21 protein-coding genes, 1 tRNA gene and 1 pseudogene are annotated in these 23,622 nt (G+C 53.4%); 16 read left to right on the forward strand and 7 right to left on the reverse strand.

The genetic code is table 11. From position 1 onward, the window contains the following. Positions 1-65 precede the first annotated feature (65 nt). Positions 66-2,909, forward strand: coding sequence for a sensor domain-containing protein (locus tag LH22_RS05530; protein ID WP_038644748.1), 2,844 nt, complete (start codon positions 66-68; stop codon positions 2,907-2,909). A gap of 150 nt (positions 2,910-3,059) precedes the next feature. Here LH22_RS05530 and ftnA read toward each other — a convergent pair whose 3' ends face one another. After that, positions 3,060-3,569 carry a non-heme ferritin gene (ftnA, locus tag LH22_RS05535; RefSeq protein ID WP_038644750.1) on the reverse strand — a complete coding sequence of 170 codons (510 nt, stop codon included), beginning with the start codon at positions 3,567-3,569 and terminating at the stop codon, positions 3,060-3,062. A gap of 238 nt (positions 3,570-3,807) precedes the next feature. On the opposite strand from ftnA, the gene LH22_RS05540 reads away from it, so the two are divergent. The 11 genes from LH22_RS05540 to mrdA all read left to right on the forward strand — a co-directional run bounded on the left by LH22_RS05540 (position 3,808) and on the right by mrdA (position 16,784). Next, positions 3,808-4,911, forward strand: a complete 1,104-nt coding sequence (locus tag LH22_RS05540) for a M20 peptidase aminoacylase family protein (RefSeq protein WP_038644752.1) — start codon at positions 3,808-3,810, stop codon at positions 4,909-4,911. A 488-nt stretch (positions 4,912-5,399) separates the two neighbouring features. Beyond that, positions 5,400-6,989, forward strand: coding sequence for a peptide chain release factor 3 (gene prfC / locus LH22_RS05545; RefSeq protein ID WP_038644754.1), 1,590 nt, complete (start codon positions 5,400-5,402; stop codon positions 6,987-6,989). A gap of 260 nt (positions 6,990-7,249) precedes the next feature. Further along, a complete protein-coding gene (gene osmY / locus LH22_RS05550; RefSeq protein ID WP_038644755.1) occupies positions 7,250-7,837 on the forward strand; it encodes a molecular chaperone OsmY in 588 nt (195 codons plus the stop codon). A 95-nt stretch (positions 7,838-7,932) separates the two neighbouring features. Next, a complete protein-coding gene (locus LH22_RS20070; RefSeq protein WP_007893192.1) occupies positions 7,933-8,094 on the forward strand; it encodes a DUF1328 domain-containing protein in 162 nt (53 codons plus the stop codon). A 178-nt stretch (positions 8,095-8,272) separates the two neighbouring features. Further along, the gene (locus LH22_RS05555; RefSeq protein ID WP_038644757.1) at positions 8,273-9,325 is read left to right on the forward strand and encodes a patatin-like phospholipase family protein; all 1,053 of its coding nucleotides are present in this window, start codon (positions 8,273-8,275) and stop codon (positions 9,323-9,325) included. After that, a complete protein-coding gene (locus tag LH22_RS05560) occupies positions 9,322-10,098 on the forward strand; it encodes a TatD family hydrolase (RefSeq protein ID WP_038644759.1) in 777 nt (258 codons plus the stop codon). The genes LH22_RS05555 and LH22_RS05560 overlap by 4 nt, the downstream gene beginning before the upstream one ends. A 292-nt stretch (positions 10,099-10,390) precedes the next feature. Further along, a complete protein-coding gene (gene deoC, locus LH22_RS05565; RefSeq protein ID WP_038644761.1) occupies positions 10,391-11,170 on the forward strand; it encodes a deoxyribose-phosphate aldolase in 780 nt (259 codons plus the stop codon). Positions 11,171-11,249: 79 nt separating this feature from the next. Beyond that, positions 11,250-12,572, forward strand: coding sequence for a thymidine phosphorylase (deoA, locus tag LH22_RS05570; protein WP_038644763.1), 1,323 nt, complete (start codon positions 11,250-11,252; stop codon positions 12,570-12,572). 91 nt (positions 12,573-12,663) lie between these two features. Beyond that, a complete protein-coding gene (gene deoB, locus LH22_RS05575) occupies positions 12,664-13,887 on the forward strand; it encodes a phosphopentomutase (RefSeq protein ID WP_038644765.1) in 1,224 nt (407 codons plus the stop codon). A gap of 33 nt (positions 13,888-13,920) precedes the next feature. Next, entirely contained in the window at positions 13,921-14,634 is a 714-nt protein-coding gene (deoD, locus tag LH22_RS05580; RefSeq protein WP_034828492.1) for a purine-nucleoside phosphorylase, read from the forward strand. 272 nt (positions 14,635-14,906) lie between these two features. Continuing rightward, complete coding sequence (gene mrdA, locus LH22_RS05585; RefSeq protein ID WP_038644767.1) at positions 14,907-16,784, forward strand: penicillin-binding protein 2; 1,878 nt, start codon at positions 14,907-14,909, stop codon at positions 16,782-16,784. A gap of 105 nt (positions 16,785-16,889) precedes the next feature. On the opposite strand, the gene LH22_RS05590 is transcribed toward mrdA, so the two are convergent. From LH22_RS05590 to LH22_RS05610, 5 genes are all read right to left on the reverse strand, one after another. Next, positions 16,890-17,600, reverse strand: a complete 711-nt coding sequence (locus tag LH22_RS05590; RefSeq protein ID WP_081946713.1) for a GGDEF domain-containing protein — start codon at positions 17,598-17,600, stop codon at positions 16,890-16,892. Continuing rightward, the gene (locus LH22_RS05595) at positions 17,597-17,983 is read right to left on the reverse strand and encodes a DUF1987 domain-containing protein (protein ID WP_034828496.1); all 387 of its coding nucleotides are present in this window, start codon (positions 17,981-17,983) and stop codon (positions 17,597-17,599) included. Before LH22_RS05595 ends, LH22_RS05590 begins: the two co-directional genes overlap by 4 nt. A gap of 7 nt (positions 17,984-17,990) precedes the next feature. Beyond that, positions 17,991-18,542, reverse strand: a complete 552-nt coding sequence (locus tag LH22_RS05600; protein ID WP_038644769.1) for a SiaB family protein kinase — start codon at positions 18,540-18,542, stop codon at positions 17,991-17,993. 11 nt (positions 18,543-18,553) lie between these two features. Continuing rightward, a complete protein-coding gene (locus LH22_RS05605) occupies positions 18,554-19,777 on the reverse strand; it encodes a SpoIIE family protein phosphatase (RefSeq protein WP_038644771.1) in 1,224 nt (407 codons plus the stop codon). Between the two features lie 101 nt (positions 19,778-19,878). Beyond that, a complete protein-coding gene (locus LH22_RS05610) occupies positions 19,879-21,201 on the reverse strand; it encodes a methyl-accepting chemotaxis protein (protein ID WP_038644773.1) in 1,323 nt (440 codons plus the stop codon). 194 nt (positions 21,202-21,395) lie between these two features. On the opposite strand from LH22_RS05610, the gene LH22_RS05615 reads away from it, so the two are divergent. Next, positions 21,396-21,471, forward strand: a tRNA-Phe gene (locus tag LH22_RS05615). A 147-nt stretch (positions 21,472-21,618) separates the two neighbouring features. Here the strand turns inward: LH22_RS05615 and LH22_RS20840 are convergent. Next, a pseudogene (locus LH22_RS20840) lies at positions 21,619-21,783 on the reverse strand (type VI secretion system tube protein Hcp); the annotation flags it as partial. An 893-nt stretch (positions 21,784-22,676) separates the two neighbouring features. Here LH22_RS20840 and LH22_RS20080 point away from each other — a divergent pair. The 3 genes from LH22_RS20080 (at position 22,677) to LH22_RS20845 (ending at position 23,570) form a co-directional block, all read left to right on the forward strand. After that, complete coding sequence (locus LH22_RS20080) at positions 22,677-22,844, forward strand: YhfL family protein (protein WP_071845640.1); 168 nt, start codon at positions 22,677-22,679, stop codon at positions 22,842-22,844. 359 nt (positions 22,845-23,203) lie between these two features. Continuing rightward, positions 23,204-23,416, forward strand: coding sequence for a transcription antiterminator/RNA stability regulator CspE (gene cspE / locus LH22_RS20085; protein ID WP_071845591.1), 213 nt, complete (start codon positions 23,204-23,206; stop codon positions 23,414-23,416). Between the two features lie 22 nt (positions 23,417-23,438). Further along, positions 23,439-23,570, forward strand: coding sequence for a hypothetical protein (locus LH22_RS20845; RefSeq protein ID WP_430905173.1), 132 nt, complete (start codon positions 23,439-23,441; stop codon positions 23,568-23,570). Positions 23,571-23,622: the final 52 nt, after the last annotated feature.

The raw sequence follows: 23,622 nt of genomic DNA on the forward strand, positions 1-23,622 counted from the left end.
CTCCACAGCAATTAGGATTTTTCTTAAGAAGCAATTTTTACCAGGCCAGCAATAGGCGAACAACAATGAATAATAACTCTGACGTCATGTACCGGCTGCTGGTGCAGAGCGTGGTGGATTATGCCATTTACATGCTCAAACCCGATGGCACCGTCGCCAACTGGAATGCAGGGGCACAACGCGCCAAAGGTTACACGCCCGACGAAATCGTCGGTAAAAACTTCGCGCTGTTCTACAGCGAAGACGATCGTAAAAACGGTGCGCCACAGCGTGGACTTTCCGTCGCGACAGCGGTGGGGCGCTTCGAGACGGAAGGCTGGCGCTATCGCAAAGATGGCAGCGCCTTCTGGGCACATGTGGTGATTGATGCGATTCGTGACGACTTCGGCGAACTGCTCGGCTTCGCCAAAGTCACGCGTGACTGCACGGTTCAGCAGGAGCAGCAGCGTAAGCAACAGGAACAGGAGCAACGTTTCCGTTTATTAGTTGAAGGCGTAACGGACTACGCCATCTACATGCTTGATCTCGACGGCAACGTCGAAAACTGGAATGCCGGCGCGCAGCGTGCCAAAGGCTATGTGGCTGAAGAGATTGTCGGTCAGAACTTTGCACGTTTCTACAGCGCGCAGGATCGTAAAAATCATATTCCGGAAAAGAACCTCAGCACCGCTTTCAAAACCGGCCGCTTCGAAGATGAAGGCTGGCGCTATCGCAAAGATGGGAGTGCGTTCTGGGCACATGTGATTATTGATGCGATTCGTGATGATGCGGGCAAGCTGATTGGCTACGCCAAAATCACCCGTGACTGCACTGAACAGCGTGAGCTGCAGCGCAAGCAGCAGGAGTACGAGAAGACCTTCCGGCTGCTGGTGGAGGGCGTCACTGATTACGCCATCTATATGCTGGATCTGCAGGGCCGCGTAGTGAACTGGAACGCCGGTGCGCAGCGTGCAAAGGGTTACCTTTCTGACGAGATCGTCGGCCAGCACTTTTCGGTGTTCTATGGTTCGCAGGAGCGGCTGACCAACACGCCGGAAGCCAACCTGGGTATCGCGCTGAAGACCGGTCGCTTCGAGGATGAAGGCTGGCGCTATCGTAAAGATGGTTCGGCGTTCTGGGCGCATGTGGTGATCGATGCCATCCACAATGAAGATGGCAAGATGATCGGCTTCGCTAAAATCACCCGAGATGTCACCGAACGTCGTGAGAATGAACAGCAACTGCTGCGCGCGCGGGATCTGGCGCAGGCGCAGAGTGCCAAAATGTCTGAGCTGTCTGGCTTCCTCGACACCATCATCAGCAATATCCCTTCATGCGTCATTGTAGAAGACGCCATCAGCCGCGAAATCCTGATGGTCAATGACAAAGCCGAACAGCTGTTTGATGTCAGTAAACCCTTGATTATGCACAAGCGTCCGCACGAATGTATGTCGGCGGAGCTGAGTGACTATTTCAACAGCCTGGCGGATATCGCGCTGCGCAGCGAAGGCATCCATTCACGCGAGCAGCTGCTGCTCACCGCAGGCGGCGACCGTATTCTGCATACCCGTGCCACCACTATCAGTGGCAAAGATATGCGTCAAAACTACGTGATGCTGATTGTCGAAGACGTGACCGACCAGCGTGAAGCCGATGCGCGTATTCACCATATGGCGCACCACGATAACCTCACCAGCCTGCCAAACCGTATTCTGTTCCGGCAGAAGCTGAGTGAAGCGCTGCGTCAGGATAACCAACACCATGCGCTGAGCGCCACGCTGTGTCTCGATCTCGATAACTTCAAGAACGTTAACGATGCGCTGGGTCATCAGATTGGTGACGATCTGCTGCGCGTGGTGGCAAAACGCTTGCGTAGTGCGCTGCGCGACCATGACACGCTGGCGCGTATTGGCGGCGACGAATTTGCTATCGTGCTGCCGAATATCAATAACGCGCAGGAAGCGGCGGTGGTGGCACAGCGCCTGATTGAAGCGATCCGTCCGCCTATCAATGTTGAAGGGCACAACCTTTCCGTTGGGTTGAGCGTGGGCATTGCGTTGACGTCACAGGTCACCAACACGCCAGAGCACATGCTGCGCTGTGCGGATATGGCGCTGTACGAAGCCAAACGCAACGGACGCAACCGCTATGAACACTTCACCATGGAAATGGATGATGTGGCGCGCAGCCGCCGCGTGATTGAAAACGATCTGCGTGAGGCGATCACCGGGCGTCAGCTGAAACTCTACTATCAGCCGATCACCAATGAGGACGAAATCATTGGTTATGAAGCGCTGATGCGCTGGCACCATCCGGTTAAGGGCTTGATCATGCCGAATGATTTTATCCCGATTGCCGAAGAGACCGGGCTTATCCATATGCTGGGCGCTTATGCGCTGTATGAAGCCTGCCGCGAGGCACAGACTTGGGGCACCGAGCAGTCAGTGTCGGTTAACCTGTCGCCGTTGCAGTTCAAGAACAGCTCGCTGGTGTCGGTGGTGGAAGGCGCGTTGCGCGAATCCGGATTGGCTCCGCAACGCCTCGAAGTGGAGATCACTGAATCGGTGCTGCTGGATGACACGCTGGGCAATATCCGCACCCTGCAAAGCCTGAAGGCGATTGGCGTGCAGATTGCGCTGGATGATTTCGGCACGGGCTACTCATCGCTCAGCTATCTGCGATCTTTCCCGTTCGACAAGATCAAAATCGACAAGTCGTTTATCAACGATATGGGTGACAGTCGCGAAGCGCTGGCGATTATCCGGGCGATCACCGGCATGAGCCGCAGCCTGGATATTCAGATCACCGCCGAAGGGGTGGAGAGCAGCGAGCAATTCGCCAAGCTGCGTGAAGAGGGTTGTACGCTGTTCCAGGGCTATTTCTTTGGCCGCCCGCAGCCTTCGGAACTGCGTCTGAAAGAGCTGGAATAAGCTCGCCATAAATGGCGACGTTACAACCCAGGGGCGCATTGATACGCTCCTGGTTGTTTATAAGCTCGTCGCAATCTAAGCGTAAGATTTCAGCATAAAAAAACGCCCGGCATTGCCGGGCGTTGTGCTGTTTGCTGTGTGAAATCTTTATTATGACTGGCCGTGGCCTTCGACGTTCATGCGGCCCAGGTCTTTGTCCACCAGGAACAGGCCTTCGCCTTTGTTGCCGACCAGCGCCAGTTTATCCAGTACGGTTTTGAACAGCTTCTCTTCTTCGTGCTGCTCAGCCACATACCACTGCAGGAAATTGAAGGTTGAGTAGTCCTGAGACATCAACGCGGTGTGTACCAGGTCGTTGATGCGCTGCGTGATCAGCTGCTCATGCTTCAGCGCTTCTTCCAGCACGTCATTCAGTGAGTTCCAGCTAACGGCAGGGGCGGCAATGCTGCCCAGCACCGGCAGAGAACCGGCATCGCTAACGTAATCGAACAGACGCTGCATATGTTCCATTTCTTCGCGAGAGTGCATTTTCAGGAATGAAGCGGCACCTTCAAAACCTTTGTCGCTGCACCATGCGCTCATCTGCAGATACAGGTTGGCAGAGAAGAATTCGAGGTTCAGTTGATCGTTCAGGCGAGAGGTCATTTCAGCAGTTAACATGGCTGAGTCCTTTTTAATTTGTCAGGTGAAGTACGGTGAATTATGCATCAATCTATACTTTTTTGTGAAGGCTTTTTCGTCAAAAAGTTGAAATTATCTTATTGATTGTAAATGGAATTATTTCATTTATTGAATGCGAAGAGTTCTCAGTTTTGACTCATTTTCATTCACGCTGGATTGATTATAGCCGTACATCGGCGGATGCTGTGGCGAGCCTTTACTTGTCAGGAGCTTAGCGGTGTCGAACGTATTAGATCATTACCATTACCTGCATGAAATCCCGGAACTGGGATTCGAAGAATTCAAAACTTCCGCCTACATCGCCGACCAGCTTGAGCAGGCTGGCATCAGTGTGACGCGCGGCATTAATCACACCACCGGCATCGTGGCGGAAATTGACAGCGGCGTGCCGGGTCCGGTACTGGCGCTACGTGCAGATATGGATGCACTCGGCCACATCATTAACGGCGTCGCCTGTGCACGCCATACCTGCGGCCACGATGGGCACTCATCGGTGGTGCTGACGGCAGCACAGGAGTTGCTGAAAGAGGGCGCAATCAAGCGCGGCAAGCTAAAGCTGCTGTTCCAGCCTGCGGAAGAACTCGGTGCGGGTGCGTTATCGATGATTGAGGGCGGTGCGCTGGATGATGTCGAGATGATCCTCGGTTTCCATGTGCGTCCACTGGAAGAGTGCCATGTCGGACAAGCCACGCCAGCCGTGCTCTATTCGGCGTGCAGCACGCTGGAAGCGACAATTAAAGGTGTGCCTGCTCATGCCGCGCGCCCACATTTGGGTGTCAATGCACTGGATGCCGCAGTACAAGCGGTACAGGCGGTGAACAGTATCCATCTGGCGCCGGGCCTGACATGGAGCGTGAAAGCCACCCGCTTCCTGTGTGATGCCGGTGTCACCAACTCGGTGCCGGATGAGGCGCGTGTGGTATGGGATCTGCGTTCGCAGGAGAACGCGCCGATGGAAGTGCTGAAACAGAAAGTGACGCAGGCGATTCAGCACAGCGTGGCTGCATTGGGTGCGAGCGCTGAAGTGGTGGTACTGAAAGAGATGCCCGCCGCAGAAATCCACGAGGAAGCCACGGCGGTGATCCGGGCTGCGATCGTTGATGTGCTGGGGGAAGAAGGGCTGCTCGACACCAAATCCACACCAGGCAGTGAAGACTTCTTCTACTACCCGGTGAAGAGACCGCAGGTGAAAGCCGGTTTCTGGGGTTTGGGCACCAATCTGGTGCCGGGCCTGCATCATCCGGATATGCGTTTTGAACTGAGTTCGCTGGAGATCGGGGTGAAGATCTTTAAGGCGGCAGTGGTGCGCGTGTTGGGTTAGCCGTATGTCGTTTCCCACATTCCAGCCTCTCCCGCAAATGGGAGAGGCTGTTACCCGGAATGAAAACCTCGCTCGAATAGCCTTCTTACTCCTCACTTGCAGGGCAGCGGCTGAGTGAGGCTGTCACCCGGAATGAAAGCCTCGCTCGAACAGTCCCTTCTTCTCATTTGCAGGAAAGCGGCTGAGTAAGACTGCCAACTGGCATCAAAGCCTCACTCGAATAGCCTCTTCTCCTCGCTTGCAGGAAAACGGCAGGGCGAGGGTGCACACAGGTTCCATCCCACGATTTCCCCGCCTGCTGAAATATTGTATGCTATGCCGCCTTAATGCTGACTGGATAACCGGACTGCCGCCAATGTAGATCGCGCACATCTTGCTGTGAACTGACGCCACTGCGTCACCATTGGTACCGTTATCCCCCGGCTTTGCCCGGAACGATTTATTCGCAGCGCGCCGCCCGCGCGTTGCCCTTGAAGAAGAATTCACACATGTCTATTGCTTCCTTTTTAGATGAAGTGGCGCGCCGCCGTACGTTTGCGATCATCTCGCACCCGGATGCCGGTAAAACCACCATTACCGAAAAAGTGCTGCTGTTCGGGCAGGCGATCCAAACCGCCGGTACCGTCAAAGGCCGCGGCTCCAGCCAGCATGCTAAATCTGACTGGATGGAGATGGAGAAACAACGTGGTATCTCCATCACCACCTCGGTGATGCAATTCCCGTATCGCGACAGTCTGGTGAACCTGCTGGATACCCCAGGGCACGAAGACTTCTCTGAAGATACCTACCGTACGCTGACGGCGGTTGACTGCTGTTTGATGGTGATCGATGCCGCGAAAGGTGTTGAAGATCGTACCCGTAAGCTGATGGAAGTGACCCGTCTGCGCGATACGCCGATCATCACCTTTATGAACAAACTTGACCGTGACATCCGCGATCCGATGGAACTGCTGGATGAAGTTGAGAGCGAGTTGAAGATCGCCTGCGCGCCAATTACCTGGCCGATTGGTTGCGGTAAGCTGTTCAAAGGCGTGTATCACCTCTACAAAGATGAAACTTACCTGTATCAAACCGGTAAGGGCCATACCATTCAGGAAGTGCGCATTGTCAAAGGTCTGGCGAACCCGGATCTCGACGCGGCGGTCGGTGAAGACCTGGCACAGCAACTGCGTGATGAGCTGGAACTGGTGCAGGGCGCGTCCCACGAGTTCGATCAGGAGCTGTTCCTGAGCGGTGAAATTACCCCGGTGTTCTTCGGCACCGCGCTGGGTAACTTCGGCGTCGATCATATGCTCGATGGCTTAGTGGCTTGGGCGCCGACGCCGATGCCACGTAAAACCGATGCGCGTCTGGTGGAATCCAGCGAGGAGAAATTCAGCGGCTTCGTGTTTAAGATCCAGGCGAATATGGATCCAAAACACCGTGACCGTGTTGCCTTCATGCGTGTGGTTTCTGGCAAGTACGAGAAAGGCATGAAGCTGCGCCAGGTGCGTACTGGCAAAGACGTGGTAATCTCGGATGCGTTGACCTTTATGGCCGGCGACCGTTCGCACGTAGAAGAAGCCTTCCCTGGCGACATCATCGGCCTGCACAACCACGGCACCATTCAGATCGGCGACACCTTTACCCAGGGTGAAACCATGAAGTTCACCGGTATTCCGAACTTCGCCCCGGAGCTGTTCCGTCGTATTCGTCTGCGCGACCCGCTGAAGCAGAAACAGCTGCTGAAAGGGCTGGTACAGCTGTCGGAAGAGGGCGCGGTGCAGGTGTTCCGCCCAGTGCACAACAACGATCTGATCGTGGGTGCGGTCGGTGTGCTGCAGTTTGAAGTGGTTGTGGCGCGTCTGAAAAGCGAATACAACGTTGAAGCGATTTATGAAGCTATCAACGTCGCAACCGCTCGTTGGGTTGAGTGCAGTGATGCGAAGAAATTCGACGACTTCCAACGCAAAAACGAAGTGAACCTGGCGCTGGATGGCGGTGATAACCTCACTTACATCGCCCCGACCATGGTGAACCTCAACATCACGCAGGAACGCTATCCTGACGTGACGTTCCGCAAAACGCGCGAACATTAATCCCGCCTCACAAACAGGGCCAGTGATTTTCACTGGCCCTGTTTTTATCCTACAGACTCCTCCTAATTACGCTGCGTTTATCGCTTTTTGGCGAGATATCAACCACAAAAGCCAGCAAAACCTGTAATCCCTACTATGATTATCCTGTCGGACGAGAAAAGAGACCCAAGGGTTTCATTACGTCTATAAATGCAGCGACGCCGTTTGTTGCTGGCGCATTCGCAGTTGCGAGTGAGTTAACTGATAGAAGGATGATATCGATGAATAAGACTAAGATTGCCAAAACCCTGATTGCGGCTCTGGCCACTACTGCCTTGATGGGCGGCGCGGCGTTTGCTGCGGATACCAGCAGCACGGGTTCTAAAATCGATAGTTCTATGAATAAAGTCGATGGTTTTATGGATGACAGCGGCATCACGGCCAAGGCCAAAGCGGCACTGGTGGATGATGAAGCGATTAAAAGTACGGATATCTCAGTGAAAACGCATCAGGGCGTGGTCACGCTGAGCGGCTTTGTCGCTTCGCAGGATCAGGCGGAAAAAGCCGTGGCGCTGGTGCAAAAAGTTGAGGGTGTGAAATCCGTCAGTGACAAACTGCACGTTAGAGACAGCAAAGAGACCACACTGAAAGGTTATGCGGGGGATACCGCAACCACCAGTGAAATCAAAGCTAAGCTATTAGCAGATGACATTGTGCCATCGCGCAACGTGAAGGTGGAAACCACCGATGGCGTGGTGCAGTTATCAGGAGAAGTGGCGAACCAGGCACAGTCCGATCGTGCTGAGAAAATCGCCAAAGCCATTGAAGGCGTCAAAAGCGTGAAGAATGACCTGAAGGTGAAATCTTAACGCGAGCGAAGCGGCACTGTTTCGGTGCCGTTTCGTAATAAAAACAATGTGGTATGAATAAGCAGTTCGATTTTCACTACGGTAAGGAGAGGCTTATGTTTCGTTGGGGTATTATCTTTCTGGTCATCGCTCTGATTGCTGCAGCATTAGGTTTCGGCGGTCTGGCGGGTACGGCAGCATGGGCAGCTAAAATTGTCTTCATTGTCGGTATTATTCTGTTCCTCGTAAGCCTGTTTACCGGGCGTAAACGACCCTGACCGATTGCGTTAACACAACGCTAACCCGCGAGTCACTAAAGCGGAGACCAGTCATTTGCGGCATAATAGGCAGCCGCACCGATTGCACGATGCAATAGGTCAGGGAATGACAATGACTGGTTCTCCGGGATGCTGCCGTCAGCGGCTCCCTCAGAGCAGGAAAACTGAGGGACATCCATTGGGAATACGCATCCCGGTGTCGCTGGACACCTTTGAGCCACTGGCGCTCACCCCATTTAAATCCAAAAAAATTGCCCTGGTCTGCGAAGGCGGCGGTCAACGCGGCATCTTCACCGCAGGCGTCCTTGATGAGTTTCAGCGCGCCGGTTTTAACCCGTTTCAATTGATGCTGGGCACCTCCGCTGGAGCACAAAACCTGTCTGCGTTTGTTTGCGCCCAGCCGGGCTACGCGCGCCGCGTCATCACGCGTTATACCACCAGCAAATTGTTTTTTGATCCGTTGCGCTTTGTGCGCGGCGGCCATCTGATCGATCTCGACTGGCTAATCGATATCACCAAACAAGAGTTTCCATTGTCCCTGAGCAACGCCGAAGGGCTGTTTGCCAAAGGCAACGAGTTCTATATGTGCGCCTGCCGGGGAGATGATTACCGCGCCGAATATTTCAATCCCACCAACCTGAACTGGCATGACGTTATCAAGGCCTCCAGCGCCATTCCGGGTTTCTATCGCAGCGGCGTGCTGATGGATGGGGTGAACTATCTGGATGGCGGTATCAGCGATGCCATTCCGGTGCGCGAAGCGGCACGGCGTGGCGCTGATACCATTGTGGTGATCCGCACCGTGCCGTCACAAATGTCTTACACGCCGAAATGGTTCAAACGCATGGAGCGCTGGCTGGGTGACAGCGCGCTGCAGCCGATGATCAATATCCTGCATCACCATGAAGAGAGCTATCGAGAGATTCAGCTGTTCATCGATCAGCCGCCGGACGATCTGCGCATCATTGAAATTTACCCGCCAAAACCGCTGGCGAGTATGGCGCTGGGCAGCCGTTTGGCCTCACTGAATCAGGATTACCATTTAGGGCGCCGCAGCGGCCGCTATTTCCTCGCGACGCTGGGTCAATGGCTGAGCGATGCCGAACCGTTCCTGCGCCAGACTACCGTGACACCGCCGGCCGCCGTGGCGAATGCGCCAGACAATCGTGCCGTGCATACGCCGCCGCTGGCGGATAATGATGCCGATTTTGATGCAGGATCGCTGGCATGAGATTTATCGACACCCACTGCCATTTCGATTTCCCGCCTTTTGTTGATGACGCCACAGGCAGCATCGCCCGCGCGGCGCAGTCGGGTGTGGAACGCATTATTGTGCCGAGCGTCGATGCCAGCCGCTTTGCACTGGTCAGCCAGCTGGCGCAACAGCACGAGGCGCTGTATGCCGCATTAGGGCTGCATCCGATCAATATTGCCGTGCATCAGGATGCGCATCTGGATCAGCTGGAACAATGGTTGAAAACGCCGGATAGCAAACGCGTGGCGATCGGCGAGATCGGCCTCGATCTGTACATGCAAGATGCGCAATTTGATAAGCAGACGCGGTTACTGGATGCACAGCTCAAACTGGCGAAACAGTATGATTTGCCGGTGATCCTGCATTCGCGTCGCACCCACGATCAGTTGGCGCTGCATTTGCGTCGCCATGATTTACCGCGCCGTGGCGTGGTACACGGTTTTGCGGGCAGCCAGCAGCAGGCAGAACGTTTTATTCAGCTTGGCTATGCGATCGGCGTGGGTGGCACCATCACCTATGAACGCGCCAGTAAAACCCGCAACACCATTGCTAACCTGCCGCTTAACTCGCTGTTGCTGGAAACCGATGCGCCCGATATGCCGTTGCAGGGTTATCAGGGGCAGCCCAACCGCCCTGAGCGCGCGCGTAACGTGTTTGATGTGCTGTGTCAGTTGCGCAGTGAATCGCCCGATATCATTGCCGATACGCTGTGGCAAAACAGCCTGCGCGTGTTTGCCCTGCCTGCCTGATCCCCTCCCGACACAATCTGGATTTCCCGCGGTTTTGGCGGGTATTGGCTACAGTAATAAAATCGGCATTACCCTTTTTCGCCCTGATTTGTGATAATATTCACAACCTGTATTGCGCCTGAAAACGGGTGTGCTGGCGGTTATTTGTGACTTAAATCACTAAATAATTGTATTCATATGACGAATTTTCTTTTTTCATGTGACATGAAGCGCAATTCATTCAGGTGTGGTTTGTTAGAATTATCACATTATCCGGTGGGCACAGTCTGCCGGTCACCTTTTGGAGAGCATCATGACCGATCTTAAAGCGGCCGCACAACGCGCCCTGCAACTGATGGATTTGACCACCCTGAACGACGATGACACCGATGAGAAGGTGATCGCGCTGTGTCATCAGGCGAAGTCGCCAGCCGGTAACACCGCGGCCATTTGCATCTATCCGCGTTTCATCCCTGCGGCACGTAAAGCACTGCGCGAGCAGGGCACGCCTGATATCCGCATCGCCACGGTCACTAACTTCCCGCACGGCAACGATGACGTTGAGATCGCGCTGGCAGAAACCCGTGCGGCGATTGCATACGGTGCAGACGAAGTGGACGTGGTCTTCCCGTATCGCGCGCTGATTGCCGGCAATCGCGACATCGGTTTTGCGCTGGTGAAAGCCTGTAAAGAAGCCTGCGCCGCTGCCAACGTGCTGCTGAAAGTGATCATCGAAACCGGTGAACTGAAAGAAGAAGCGCTGATTCGCGCCGCTTCTGAAATCGCTATCGATGCCGGTGCGGATTTCATTAAAACCTCAACCGGTAAAGTGCCGGTTAACGCCACGCCAGAGGTGGCAGCCATCATGATGCAGGTGATTCATGATAAAGGCGTGCAGCAGCAGGTGGGCTTTAAGCCTGCGGGTGGCGTGCGCACGGCGGAAGATGCCGCGATCTATCTGAAGCTGGCGGATGACATTCTGGGCGAAGGCTGGGCGGATGCGCGCCACTTCCGCTTTGGTGCTTCAAGCCTGCTGGCGAGCCTGCTGAACACTCTGGGCCACGCGACTGCGACCAGCAAAGCGGGCTACTGATCCCAGCCTCAGGGTCGCCATCAATGGCGACCCAAAGAATGTTTGGTGCATTTCACAGCAATCCCCCGGGGAGGCAACCTTGTTCCTGCCACAAGAAATTATTCGAAAAAAACGCGACGGCCAGCCACTGAGCGAGGCGGAGATCCGTTTCTTTATCAATGGCGTGCGCGACAACAGCGTATCAGAAGGCCAGATTGCCGCGCTGGCAATGACCATCTACTTCCACGATATGAATCTGGAAGAGCGTGTGGCGCTGACCATGGCGATGCGCGATTCCGGTTCGGTGCTCAACTGGAAGTCATTGAACCTCAACGGCCCGATTGTTGATAAGCACTCCACCGGCGGCGTGGGCGACGTAACATCGCTGATGCTCGGCCCGATGGTGGCCGCGTGTGGCGGTTATGTCCCGATGATCTCCGGGCGCGGCCTCGGTCACACCGGCGGTACGCTGGATAAGCTGGAAGCGATCCCCGGTTTCGATATCTTCCCGAGTGACGATCGTTTCCGCCAGATCATCAAAGATGTGGGTATTGCCATCATTGGCCAGACCAACTCACTGGCGCCTGCCGATAAGCGTTTCTACGCCACGCGTGATATCACCGCTACCGTTGACTCGATCCCGCTGATCACCGCCTCGATCCTCGCCAAGAAACTGGCGGAAGGACTGGATGCGCTGGTGATGGATGTGAAAGTCGGTTCCGGTGCCTTTATGCCGACCTTTGAAGCTTCAGAAAATCTGGCGCAGGCGATAGTTGGCGTGGCGAACGGTGCGGGCTGTAAAACCACCGCGCTGCTCACCGATATGAATCAGGTGCTGGCATCCACCGCCGGTAACGCGCTGGAAGTTCGCGAAGCGGTGCAGTTCCTGACGGGTGAGGCGCGCAATCCACGCCTGCTGGAAGTGACCATGGCGCTGTGCTCGGAAATGCTGATCTCCGGCAAACTGGCAGAGAACGACGCCGAAGCGCGGCAGAAACTGCAAAACGTGCTGGATAACGGCAAAGCGGCGGAAGTGTTCGCGCGCATGGTGGCGGCGCAGAACGGCCCGGTTGATTTTATCGAGCGTATGGATAGCTATCTGCCTGCACCGACCCTGAGCAAAGCGGTGTATGCCGATCGCGCCGGGATTGTCAGCGCCATGGATACCCGTGCGCTGGGTATGGCGGTGGTGTCGTTGGGTGGGGGTCGTCAGCGTGCCAGTGACAGCATTGATTACAGCGTGGGCTTAAGTGACATGACCACGCTCGGCACGCAGGTTGATGCACAGCGCCCGCTGGCGGTGATTCATGCCGCGTCGGAAGCGCAGTGGCAGCAGGCTGCGGAAGCGGTCAAAGCGGCTATCACGTTGAGTGACAGTGCGCCTGCGGAAACGCCGGTGGTCTATCGCCGCGTCAGCGAGTAACGCTTCTTCGTGCCAGGGAGCGGCCATTCGGGTATACTGATCTGATCGCTTTTTTTTGACTTGTCATCGCGCCATTGCGCAGGAGACTTGCATGAAACGTGCTTTTATTATGGTTCTCGACTCCTTCGGGATCGGCTCCAGCAAAGACGCCGATAAATTCGGTGATGAAGGATCGGATACGCTCGGCCATATCGCCGAAGCGTGCTTCGAAGGCCGCGCCAATGAAGGTCGCGAAGGCCCGCTGCATCTGCCAAACCTGACCGCGCTCGGTCTGGGTAAAGCCGCTGAACTCTCTACAGGCCGCTTCCCGCCTGGCCTCGACGCCAATGCTGAAATCATTGGTGCCTACGCTTACGCCAGTGAGCTGTCATCCGGTAAAGATACGCCGTCAGGCCACTGGGAAATCGCCGGCGTGCCGGTGCTGTTTGACTGGGGCTACTTCAGCGACAAAGAGAACAGCTTCCCGCAGGCGCTGCTCGACGTGCTGGTAAAACGCGCCGATTTGCCGGGCTATCTTGGTAACTGCCATTCGTCCGGTACGGTGATCCTCGACCAGCTGGGCGAAGAGCACATGAAGTCCGGCAAGCCGATTTTCTACACCTCGGCGGACTCGGTATTCCAGATTGCCTGTCACGAAGAGACCTTTGGTCTGGATCGTCTGTACGAACTGTGCGAAATCGCGCGTGAAGAGCTGACCAACGGCGGTTACAACATCGGCCGTGTGATTGCGCGTCCGTTTGTCGGTGACAAAGCGGGCAACTTCGAGCGTACCGGCAACCGCCACGATCTCGCGGTGGAACCCCCTGCGCCAACCATGCTGAAAAAGCTGGTGGACGAGAAGGGCGGCGAAGTGATTTCCGTGGGTAAAATTGCGGATATCTACGCCGAGCAGGGCATCACCCAGAAAGTGAAAGCTACCGGGCTGGATGCACTGTTTAACGCCACCATCGAGCAGATAAAAAAGGCGCCGGACAATTCCATCGTCTTCACCAACTTCGTTGATTTTGACTCCACCTGGGGACATCGTCGCGATATCGCCGGATATGCGGGCGGTTTAGAGTTCTTCGACCGCCGTTTGCCGGAGCTGATGGCGCTGGTGAAAGAGGGTGATATTCTGATCCTCACCGCCGACCACGGTTGTGACCCAAGCTGGAAGGGCACCGAGCACACGCGCGAGCACATCCCGATTTTGATTTATGGTCCAAAAGTGAAGCCAGGATCGCTGGGTTATCGCGATACCTTTGCGGATATCGGCCAGACCATTGCGAAGTATTTTGGCCTGTCCAGCATGGACTACGGCAAAAGCCTGCTGTAAAACAGCCCACCAATTTTAAAAAGGAAAATAACCATGGCAACGCCTCATATTAATGCAGAAATGGGTGACTTCGCGGACGTGGTGCTGATGCCGGGCGATCCGCTGCGCGCTAAGCACATCGCAGAAACCTTCCTGGAAGATGCGGTTGAAGTGAACAACGTGCGCGGCATGCTGGGTTACACCGGGACGTACAAAGGCCGTAAGATTTCGGTCATGGGCCACGGTATGGGTATTCCATCCTGCTCGATCTACACCAAAGAGCTGATCACTGATTTCGGCGTGAAGAAAATCATCCGTGTTGGTTCCTGTGGCGCGGTGCGTGCCGACGTGAAACTGCGTGACGTGGTGATTGGTTTGGGTGCTTGCACCGATTCCAAAGTAAACCGTATGCGTTTCAAGGATCACGACTTCGCGGCGATTGCGGACTTCGACATGGTGCGTAACGCGGTTGATGCCGCCAAAGCGCTGGGTGTGGACGCGCGCGTCGGCAATATCTTCTCTGCTGACCTGTTCTATACGCCAGATCCGCAGATGTTCGATGTGATGGAGAAGTACGGCATTCTGGGCGTGGAAATGGAAGCCGCCGGTATCTACGGTGTGGCAGCGGAGTTCGGGGCTAAAGCGTTGACCATCTGCACCGTGTCGGATCATATCCGCACGCACGAGCAGACCACGGCTGCTGAGCGCCAGACCACCTTCAACGATATGATCAAGATCGCGCTGGAGTCGGTGCTGCTGGGGGATTAATCCCGGCTGTTTTGTTCGGTGCGCTGCAAGGCGCACCTGACGAAACGCACCAGCGCAAAGGGTCGTCATTGATGGCGACCTAATTCTTCACCCTGCCATTTATGACGACCTCGTGAGTTACCGCTCGAAATCAGCGATACCACTCAGGGCGACCTGAACCTCTCCTCGTAAACATCTGACACACTTTTACCCAGGCTTGTGCATCTTCGTGCTGGCTCTAAAGCAATCTGTGCTTATCATTAGCGTGATAACAAAGAGACTAAGCCCCCCTGATGAATTTCCGTAATTTCGAAGCTGAAGAAAAACTGTTTGTCCGCCGTGCGCTTGTCGCTTTTGCTCTGGTCGTCATCTGTTTCATTATCCTTGGCGTTAACCTGTATCGTCTGCAGGTGGATCAGCACAGCTATTACCAGACGCGGTCCAACGAAAACGACATCAAAATGATCCCCATCGCGCCGACGCGAGGGTTGATCTACGATCGCAACGGTATTCCGCTGGTGCGTAACGTCACCTGGTATGACATCCTCGTGACGCCGTACAAAATCGACAATATGCAGGAAACGCTGAAGCAGCTGACGCCGATTGTCGACCTGACGCCGGAAGAAATTGAAACCTTCGAGCACGAACTCAAACAGAACAGCCGCTATAAGCCGGTCGAGTTAAAAGCAGAACTCACCGATGAGCAGGTGGCGCGCTTCTCCGTCAATCAGTTCCGTTTCACCGGCGTGGCCATCGACACCTATGAGGACCGCGAGTATCCCTATGGCGCCGATTTAGCCCATGTGGTGGGCTATGTTTCCAAGATCAACGATAACGATTTCAAACGCCTGAATGCCGAAGGCGTCGGCGAAAACTATGCTGCCGACCACAACATCGGTAAGCAGGGCATCGAAGGCTATTACGAGTCAATTTTGCACGGCAAAACTGGTTATCAGGAAGTGGAAGTGGATAACCACGGTCGCATTGTGCGCGTGCTGAAAGAAGTGCCGCCGGTTGCCGGGCAGAACGTCTATCTGACGCTGGATCTGCATCTGCAACAGTACGTTGAGAGCCAACTGGTGGGCCAGCGTGCGGCGGCGCTGATTGAAGATCCGCGCGATGGCAGCGTGTTAGCGATGGTGTCTGCGCCCAGTTACGATCCTAATCCGTTTGTGAAAGGCATTAGCTACAAAGCTTATAAAACGTTGCTGGCGGACAAAAACCTGCCGCTGATTAACCGTGTCACCCAAGGCCTGTATCCACCGGCTTCGACGGTCAAACCTTATATGGCGATGTCCGCGCTGCTGACCAAGGTGATCACCCCCAGCTTTACCATCTTCGGCGCACCGACCTGGACACTGCCAGGCACCGATCGTAAATATCGTGACTGGAAAAAATCGGGGCATGGCACGCTGGATGTCACCAAGGCGATTGAGGAGTCGGCGGACAGCTTCTTCTATCAGGTGGCGTTTATGATGGGCATCGATCGTATTCACACCATGCTGAGCCAGTTTGGCTACGGCAAACCGACCGGCATCGATCTCAATGAAGAGTATTCAGGATTGCTGCCAAGTCGTGAGTGGAAGCAGAAAGTACATAAACACGCGTGGTATCAGGGCGATACGGTTTCGGTAGGGATTGGGCAGGGTTACTGGATCGCTACGCCGATTCAGATGGTGAAAGCGCTGGTGGCACTGCTCAACAATGGCCGGGTGATTAATCCGCACCTGCTGGAGAAATCGCAGCGTGGCACTGAGCAGCAGCTGTATCAGCCGAAAGAACCGCAGCCGCAGATTGGCGATCCAAAATCACCGTACTGGTCGCTGGTGCGTCACGCGATGTTCGGCATGGCCAATGCACCGAACGGTACCGGTTATAAGTACTTCCACACTGCGCCTTACGGCATTGCGGCCAAATCGGGGACGTCTCAGGTGTTCAGTCTGAAGCAGAACCAGGTCTACAACGCGAAAATGATCCCGACGCGCCTGCGTGACCACATCTTCTATACCGCGTTCGCACCCTTTAATGATCCGAAAGTGGCGGTGGCGTTGATTCTGGAAAACGGGGGAAGTGAAGGGGTGACGGCAGCACCGTTGATGCGCAATATTCTCGATCACATCTTCCTGCCGCCACCGTCTGAGCCGCCGGTGGAAACAGCGCAGAAAAATTAATTTGCGCGAGACCGCACCCATCTTTGCGGTGCGATTTATCGCGCGAACCTGATAAAGCCGTATTGCTAATCTCTGCGCTATAAATTCCGCCGCGACAAGGCTCGTCTAGCGGAAGAAAACCCGATTGCGACCGTGGTTTTTCGCATCATATAGCGCGGCATCAGCATTGTTATACAGGGTTTCGAAATCAGAGCCCGGTTTGCCGTAGCTCACGCCGAGGCTGGCCGTGACTAATTGACCCGGCAGCACCGCCAATGGCGAGGCGTTCAGTGAGGCGTGAATCGCGCCTGCGACAATCACCGCGTCTGATAAACGGTAGTGCGGCAACAGCACGGTAAACTCTTCACCGCCAATACGGCCAATGCTGGCTTCTTCCGGACAGTGCGTCTGAATACGCGACACCAGGCCGCAAATCACCTTATCCCCCATTGGATGACCGAACTCATCGTTGATCTTCTTGAAGTGGTCGATATCGAGAATGATCAGCGCCGCCGGGCCATTGCTCAACGTATTCGTAATACGCTGAATGATGGCACCGCGGTTCCAGACAGCGGTGAGAGGATCGTGGCTGGCTTTGTATTCCAGCTCCTGAGCCAGTTGATGCAGCTGCTCATTGACGCGGTTCAGCTCGCGTTCAGCACGGTCACTGCGCGAGATCATGCGATAGGTCTCGCGCATCAGGCGCTGATAGTGGCGATTAACGTTCAGCAACGCATTACGATAATCGTCTGCACTGAGCGAGGTCTGAGCCGCAACATCCTGAGCGCGCGTTAGCACCTCGCTCTCTTCGCGAAACAGCTCATTCAGGTCCATCATGAGGCCATTTCCGCTCGCAGATTGACCTGCAGATCGGTGAAGTCCAGCGCCAGTTCCTGACCGAACTCTTCAGACACATCATCTTCTTCATCAAAGAACCAGTTGAGTTCAACCTTCTGGCCTTTCTGCGCCAGCTGATTGAACAGATCGAACAGGCTGAACAGCATTTTGGTACTGGAGCTGTTGAAATAGCGCAGGGCAATATTGGCTTCGATCTGGCCGCTTTGTGCGGGCTGCCAGCTTTCCAGCGCATCCAGCAACGGACGGTAGAAGGCGGCGGCGTTTTCTGGCCAGGACTCTCCTCGCAGGGAAAACTGGCCGCTTTCGAAGTCAAAATTGACCTCGGGAGTGCTTTCTGTGGCAGCAATAACAAGGTTTTGCATAAACAATTCAATCCTGGTGAATGGTGGCTTTGAGCCAAAACGTGGCGTAACCACTGGACTCCAGCGGACGCAGTTCATACTCCAGCGGTTCACTGACATCGCGGGCAAGTGTCAGTAATCCTATGTTGGCCCCTTTGCTTGTGGCAGGGCTCTCAGCTCGCAGACCTACGCGGTAGGCCTGTTTGATCTCTTCATTGCTCATGGTACGCAGCAAATCCAGCCAGTAACGCAGCTGCTCACAGGCGACTTCATCGACCTGATTGCTGCTTTCCAGCACGTAGTTGTCGCCATCTACGCGCAGCGTAACGGTGCCAAAACGAAAATCCTGCTCGGCGTGGTTCATGACGCGGCTATCCTGCGAATAACGCAGGATATTCTGTACGATTTCAACAAAGCTGGAGAACAAGCGGCGGCGCACTTTCACCGGCGCCTGCTGGTTCTCCAGAAAGACCTTAATCACCTCGCCCATGGCGGTGATGTTCTGCGGCGAGAAGAAGCCAGTATAGTGCAGTGCAACGCTTTCTGGCGGTACGCGGCTAAGGGTTGAACCTGAGTTCATAGGGTGCTCATTCAATAACGGAAGCCAAACCAGGTGACGTCATCGCGTCGCGGCTGGTTGCCTTGCCAGTTGAGAAATTCCCGCTCAAAGGTCGCTGACAGCTCGTCCATCGGCAGGGTTTGATATTGTGTTACCAGCGTCTGAATGCGCTTTTTGCCAAACATAATATGGCGTTCACCGCCGGGCTGATCGGTCACGCCATCGGTCATCACCAACAACATATCGCCGGGATGCAGCGTGCGTTGATGTTCCGGCCAGATGTAATCCTGCGGCGTATCGGTGTAACCCACACCGACGCGATCGGCCTTTAGCGATTCCGCTTCGCCAGCAGCTGGATGTAACAGCGCATGCATGCGTGCGCTGGCCCAGCTGAGTTGATGTTGGTGAGTATCAAGGCGTAGCGCGATAGCATCACAGCCGTCATTGGAGAGCGACGTTTGCTGCGTGGCATTGAGCTGCCCAAGGGTTTGTTTAATATGACGATTCAGTGATTGCAGCAGATCGGACGGTGCCCGACGGTTTTTCTGCAGCGCGTTTTCCAGCGCGGATTGCAGGATCACCGTCATAAAGGCACCCGGAATGCCATGGCCGGTGCAGTCGGCAATCAATGCCAGCCAGCCGTGTTCATCCTGATGGAATGCATAATAGTCGCCGCCCACGCCATCGCGCGGCTGCCAGTGCAGGCACCAGTCATTGAGTTGCTGGGCCATTTGCTGTTTTGAGCGATCAAGCATCGCGTCCTGAATCACGCGTGCATAATCGATACTCTGCAAAATTTGTTGATGCTGCTGCGCCTGCAAATCGGAGACGGTGCGGATCAAATCGATCCCCAAACCGATGCCGATATAGCGGCCTTGTTCGGTCAAAATAAATCCGTCGGTGACCGATTTATCACCGGTTGCCACCACCTGATGCGCCACCTGATCCAGCTCGGTATCGGCATCAATCACCAGCGGCTCTTTGTCCATAAAAGCGATGCAGCTTTTGCGGTCATAGAGTTCGCGGAAGAACGGGCGCGTCATCTGTGACAGGAAGATATGGCGGTTGATCATGCCAAACGGCGTGCCGTTCTCGATGACCGGCAAACCGATCAAATCTTTGTGTTCGGTAAACAAAGCCATGACCGCAGTATTATCCATGGCGGGACTCACAAACGGTACCTCAATGCACAGCGAACGCGCACGGGAACGGCTCGACAGGGAGGTTAATCCTGCGCGTAAATCAGGCAGCTGCATAAGAATTATTCTGGCATTGATTAGGATTTATCCTAGATTACTGCACTGCCATGACAGTTTTATGTCACAGCAGTGCAATAGAAGAAGAGATAAGACGAAAATCACTCTTCTTTCAAGGCTTCAGCCACATGACTGATAGCGCGCAACACTTCGCTGGAGCTGCCGCGAATCTCAGAGATCACACCACCCGCTTCTTTGGCTAACACGACGCCATGATCGGCACGTTTCAGGTTAGATTCGATGCCCTTCAACGCTTTTTCGGCGAGAGTGTGATTATGTTGCACCATATTCTCGATCTCGGTGGTGGCGCGGTTGATGTTCGCCGCCAGCGTGCGAACCTCGTTAGCGACCACCGCAAAGCTGCGACCATGTTGCCCGGCGCGTGCAGCTTCCACCGCGGCGTTGAGCGCCAGCAGATTGGTCTGATCGGCTATGCGGCGAATGCTCTCGACAATCGCACCAATGCGGTCTGAGGATTCGCTGAGGTTACTGATATCGCCGGAAATACCGTGCAGTTCGCCCGCCAGTTCATTGATGGTTTGCACACTGTTTTCAATCACCGTGGCACCGAGGCGCGTGCTTTCGCTGGTTTGCAGCGCCGTTTGATACGCCTGCTGTGCCGCCTCGCGCTCCAGATGGTTCTTCTCCACCTGTGCAGTGACATCGGTGGCGAATTTCACCACTTTGTACAGTTCGCCCGCTTCATTGAAAACCGGGTTATAAGTGGCACGCAGCCAAACGGTGCGTCCCAGTTTGTTAACGCGCTCAAACTGGCCGGAGATATATTCGCCCTGATTCAGCTTGTGCCAGAAGCGGCGATACTCGTCACTGTTGCGCATCTGCGGCGGGCAGAACTGGCTGTGATGAACGCCAATTACTTCATCGCTGCGATAACCCATGGTTTTAAGGAAATTGTCATTGGTCATCAGCACTTCGCCTTTGAGGTTAAAGGCGATGACCGCCATCGAACGCTCAATGGCGGTGGTCATGGCGCGCTGCTCTTGCGCATCAATAATCCGTGCGGTGATATCGCTCGCCAGCTTAACGATTTTAATCACCCGGCCGCTGCGATCCTGCACCGGCACATAGTTGGCTTCCAGCCAGATTGGACGGCTGTGTTTTGCCACGCGCAGGAATTTGTCGCTAAAGCCTTCGCCACGGTTCAGGCGGCGCCAGAAATCGCGATACTGCGGGGACTGGACTAAATCAGCCGTGCAAAACATGCTGTGATGCTGGCCAACAATCTCCTTCAGCGTGTATCCCATCCGTTCAAGGAACAGTTCATTGGCGGTGAGAATGTGGCCTTCCGGCGTAAATTCAACCATCGCAATCGCATCCTGCAACGAACTGAGCGTTGCATTGCTGCGAGCGCGCTTCTGCCACGCCAGGCGTGACAGGATTCCCGATGTAATTGTGCTAAACATGGTGGACCTTATTATTGGTATTTGTCGTCACATCGGTTATCGGCGGGTGCGGTTAAAAATTCACCACTAAAGTTGGTAATTGCAGAAATTTTTTACCGGATGGTCTGAAGGTTGCTGTAAAAGCCAGCAGTCAGCGGATTTTTGCTGAAAAGCGTTTGACGGTGCGGCCTGAGTAGGGTTTAATGCGCCCCGTTGCCCGGATAGCTCAGTCGGTAGAGCAGGGGATTGAAAATCCCCGTGTCCGTGGTTCGATTCCGCGTCCGGGCACCAACATTCTGAAAACCCAGCCTTTATGGCTGGGTTTTTGCTTTTGTGGGTTTGTAAAACATCTTCACGTACTCACCCAATCAAAAGCATTAATCTTGATTCCTGCGCTTTAACGGTATGCACTGCAGTAGCTCACCACATACAGAGCGCTTGCCGGATAACGATAATTCTACCCTTAGATCCATCCACCGGCAGGTTAATGCCGTGGCTCATGCCGATAATTTCAATGCTGCCTTCACGATTTTGAACATCAACAGATCCTCGAATATCTTCTCCACTATCGTCTTTCAGCCACATATACGGAGGGAATAGCATTCTACTTTCTCTTTGTTTTTTTTAAATAACTTCATGATTGTTAAGTAAACAGCTGCAGAGATGGACATCACGATGGAAAAATCAATGTAGAAATAGGCGTCGTAGAGGGTTTCAATGTTGGATTCGCCACTGATAAAAACGGCGACCTTATGGGCGAAATCTTGAGAGATATACGTATCAGCACAACCGATCGATCTGCCCACAACAAGCGTTATAAGTATAAAGAAAACGCATTTTGCGATTCTAAGGGCAAGTAATTGAGCCATTGGCCACAACCTCAATTAATCCTCGGGCCATAAAAGAAAGCTGGCTTGTTACGGACACCATTGCAGTGTTCATAAACGCCTGGCGGATACGAGCGTAGTCTGCGCTATTTGGGATCAATGTTCCCTGAAGTGCCATTACCTGTCCATAATTAACAATCATGTAATAACTGTGGGTAATGTTACATATGATGAATTTTTAGAGTCAGTGAGAATAATAACGTGTTTTCATTTTTGCATAGTCGCCCACATTATATAATCGTCTGAAGGCCAGATTCGGTATGAGTACCGAATAATTTTTAATCGCGAAAAAATAAACACTTGCGTAGCCGTTTTCCTGAGGTGGTAATTAACTATTAAGCTGACGATTGATATTGTCAACCTGAAGGATATCCTGACATTAATGGAGCCTGTCAGGTTTTTACTACGAAGATTTCATCAAATCATGGTAATTATAAGATGGTTGGTAATATTGTCTTTAGTTATGTGTTTAATTAATAATTTATCGCATAAGCGCTGTAAGGTTCTTATGTTCTGTTGCTCGCTATTCTCAGTGATGACTTGATTTTTAAGTGCACGGAAATAGCGATAAACTCCTTCAAAACACTTTTAACAAATGGACGCGTTATTATGAATAAGCTCATTAAGTTTTCAATTGCCGCTGCGGTAGTGACTCTGCTGTCTGGATGTACTGGAAGCGTGTACAACAAAGAAAAGAACTGTGATTACGATTACCTGCTTCATCCGGCTGTTTCTATCTCGAAAATTATTGGCGGTTGTGGGCCAGTAGATAAATAATCAGTATTGAAGATTAGCGGCCAGTCACGCCAGTTAACTGGTCGCAACACCTTTAACAACCCTGAAAAATCTGAAAGATAAATTCCTATCGTGTTGTTTTAAAGTGGTTTTATTTTATTTTTGAGAGTGTTAACTTTAAAGATGGAAAGTTTATTCTTCTTTTGTCTTGCAATGTTGCATTAGACATGCGTAAATGAACTCCAGTCTGATTTGCAGACAGTTTCAAAGTTAGTTCACAGTTTATCTCTCATCTACGTCAGTGCCGAAAATAAGCCTTTCTCTTTGAGTTTTATCTCAGTCCTGATTTTTCTCTGCGATTCAGTTCACTCAGCCTCACGGCAAAAGAAAAGGTATTAATTATGTCTAATAAAATTCTCGGTACAGTAAAGTGGTTTAATTCTGAAAAAGGTTTCGGTTTTATTACCCCTGAAAATGGTAGCAAAGATGTCTTCGTGCATTTCTCTGCTATCAATGGTAGTGATTTCCGCTCCCTTGAAGAGGGTCAGCATGTTGAATTCTCCGTACAAGATGGACCGAAAGGCCCTTCAGCAATCAATGTTACAGGTCTCTAATATTAATTTGTTCACCTATTTTATGAGATGTCCTCAGTGTCAGGGCTCTCAATACCGTAAGTCAGTATTTGATGTCAGCCAAAAAAATCCTCACGGTGCGACTTGCATTTTCTGCAAGTCCACGATGATTGAGCTTAAAAATATCGCTGCATAAACGCAGGTTTGCACAACTTTTCGTGTAACGTCCTCACGCTGTATCTGAACGA

It is taken from the genome of Pantoea rwandensis, assembly GCF_000759475.1.
Taxonomy (GTDB): Bacteria; Pseudomonadota; Gammaproteobacteria; order Enterobacterales; family Enterobacteriaceae; genus Pantoea; species Pantoea rwandensis_B.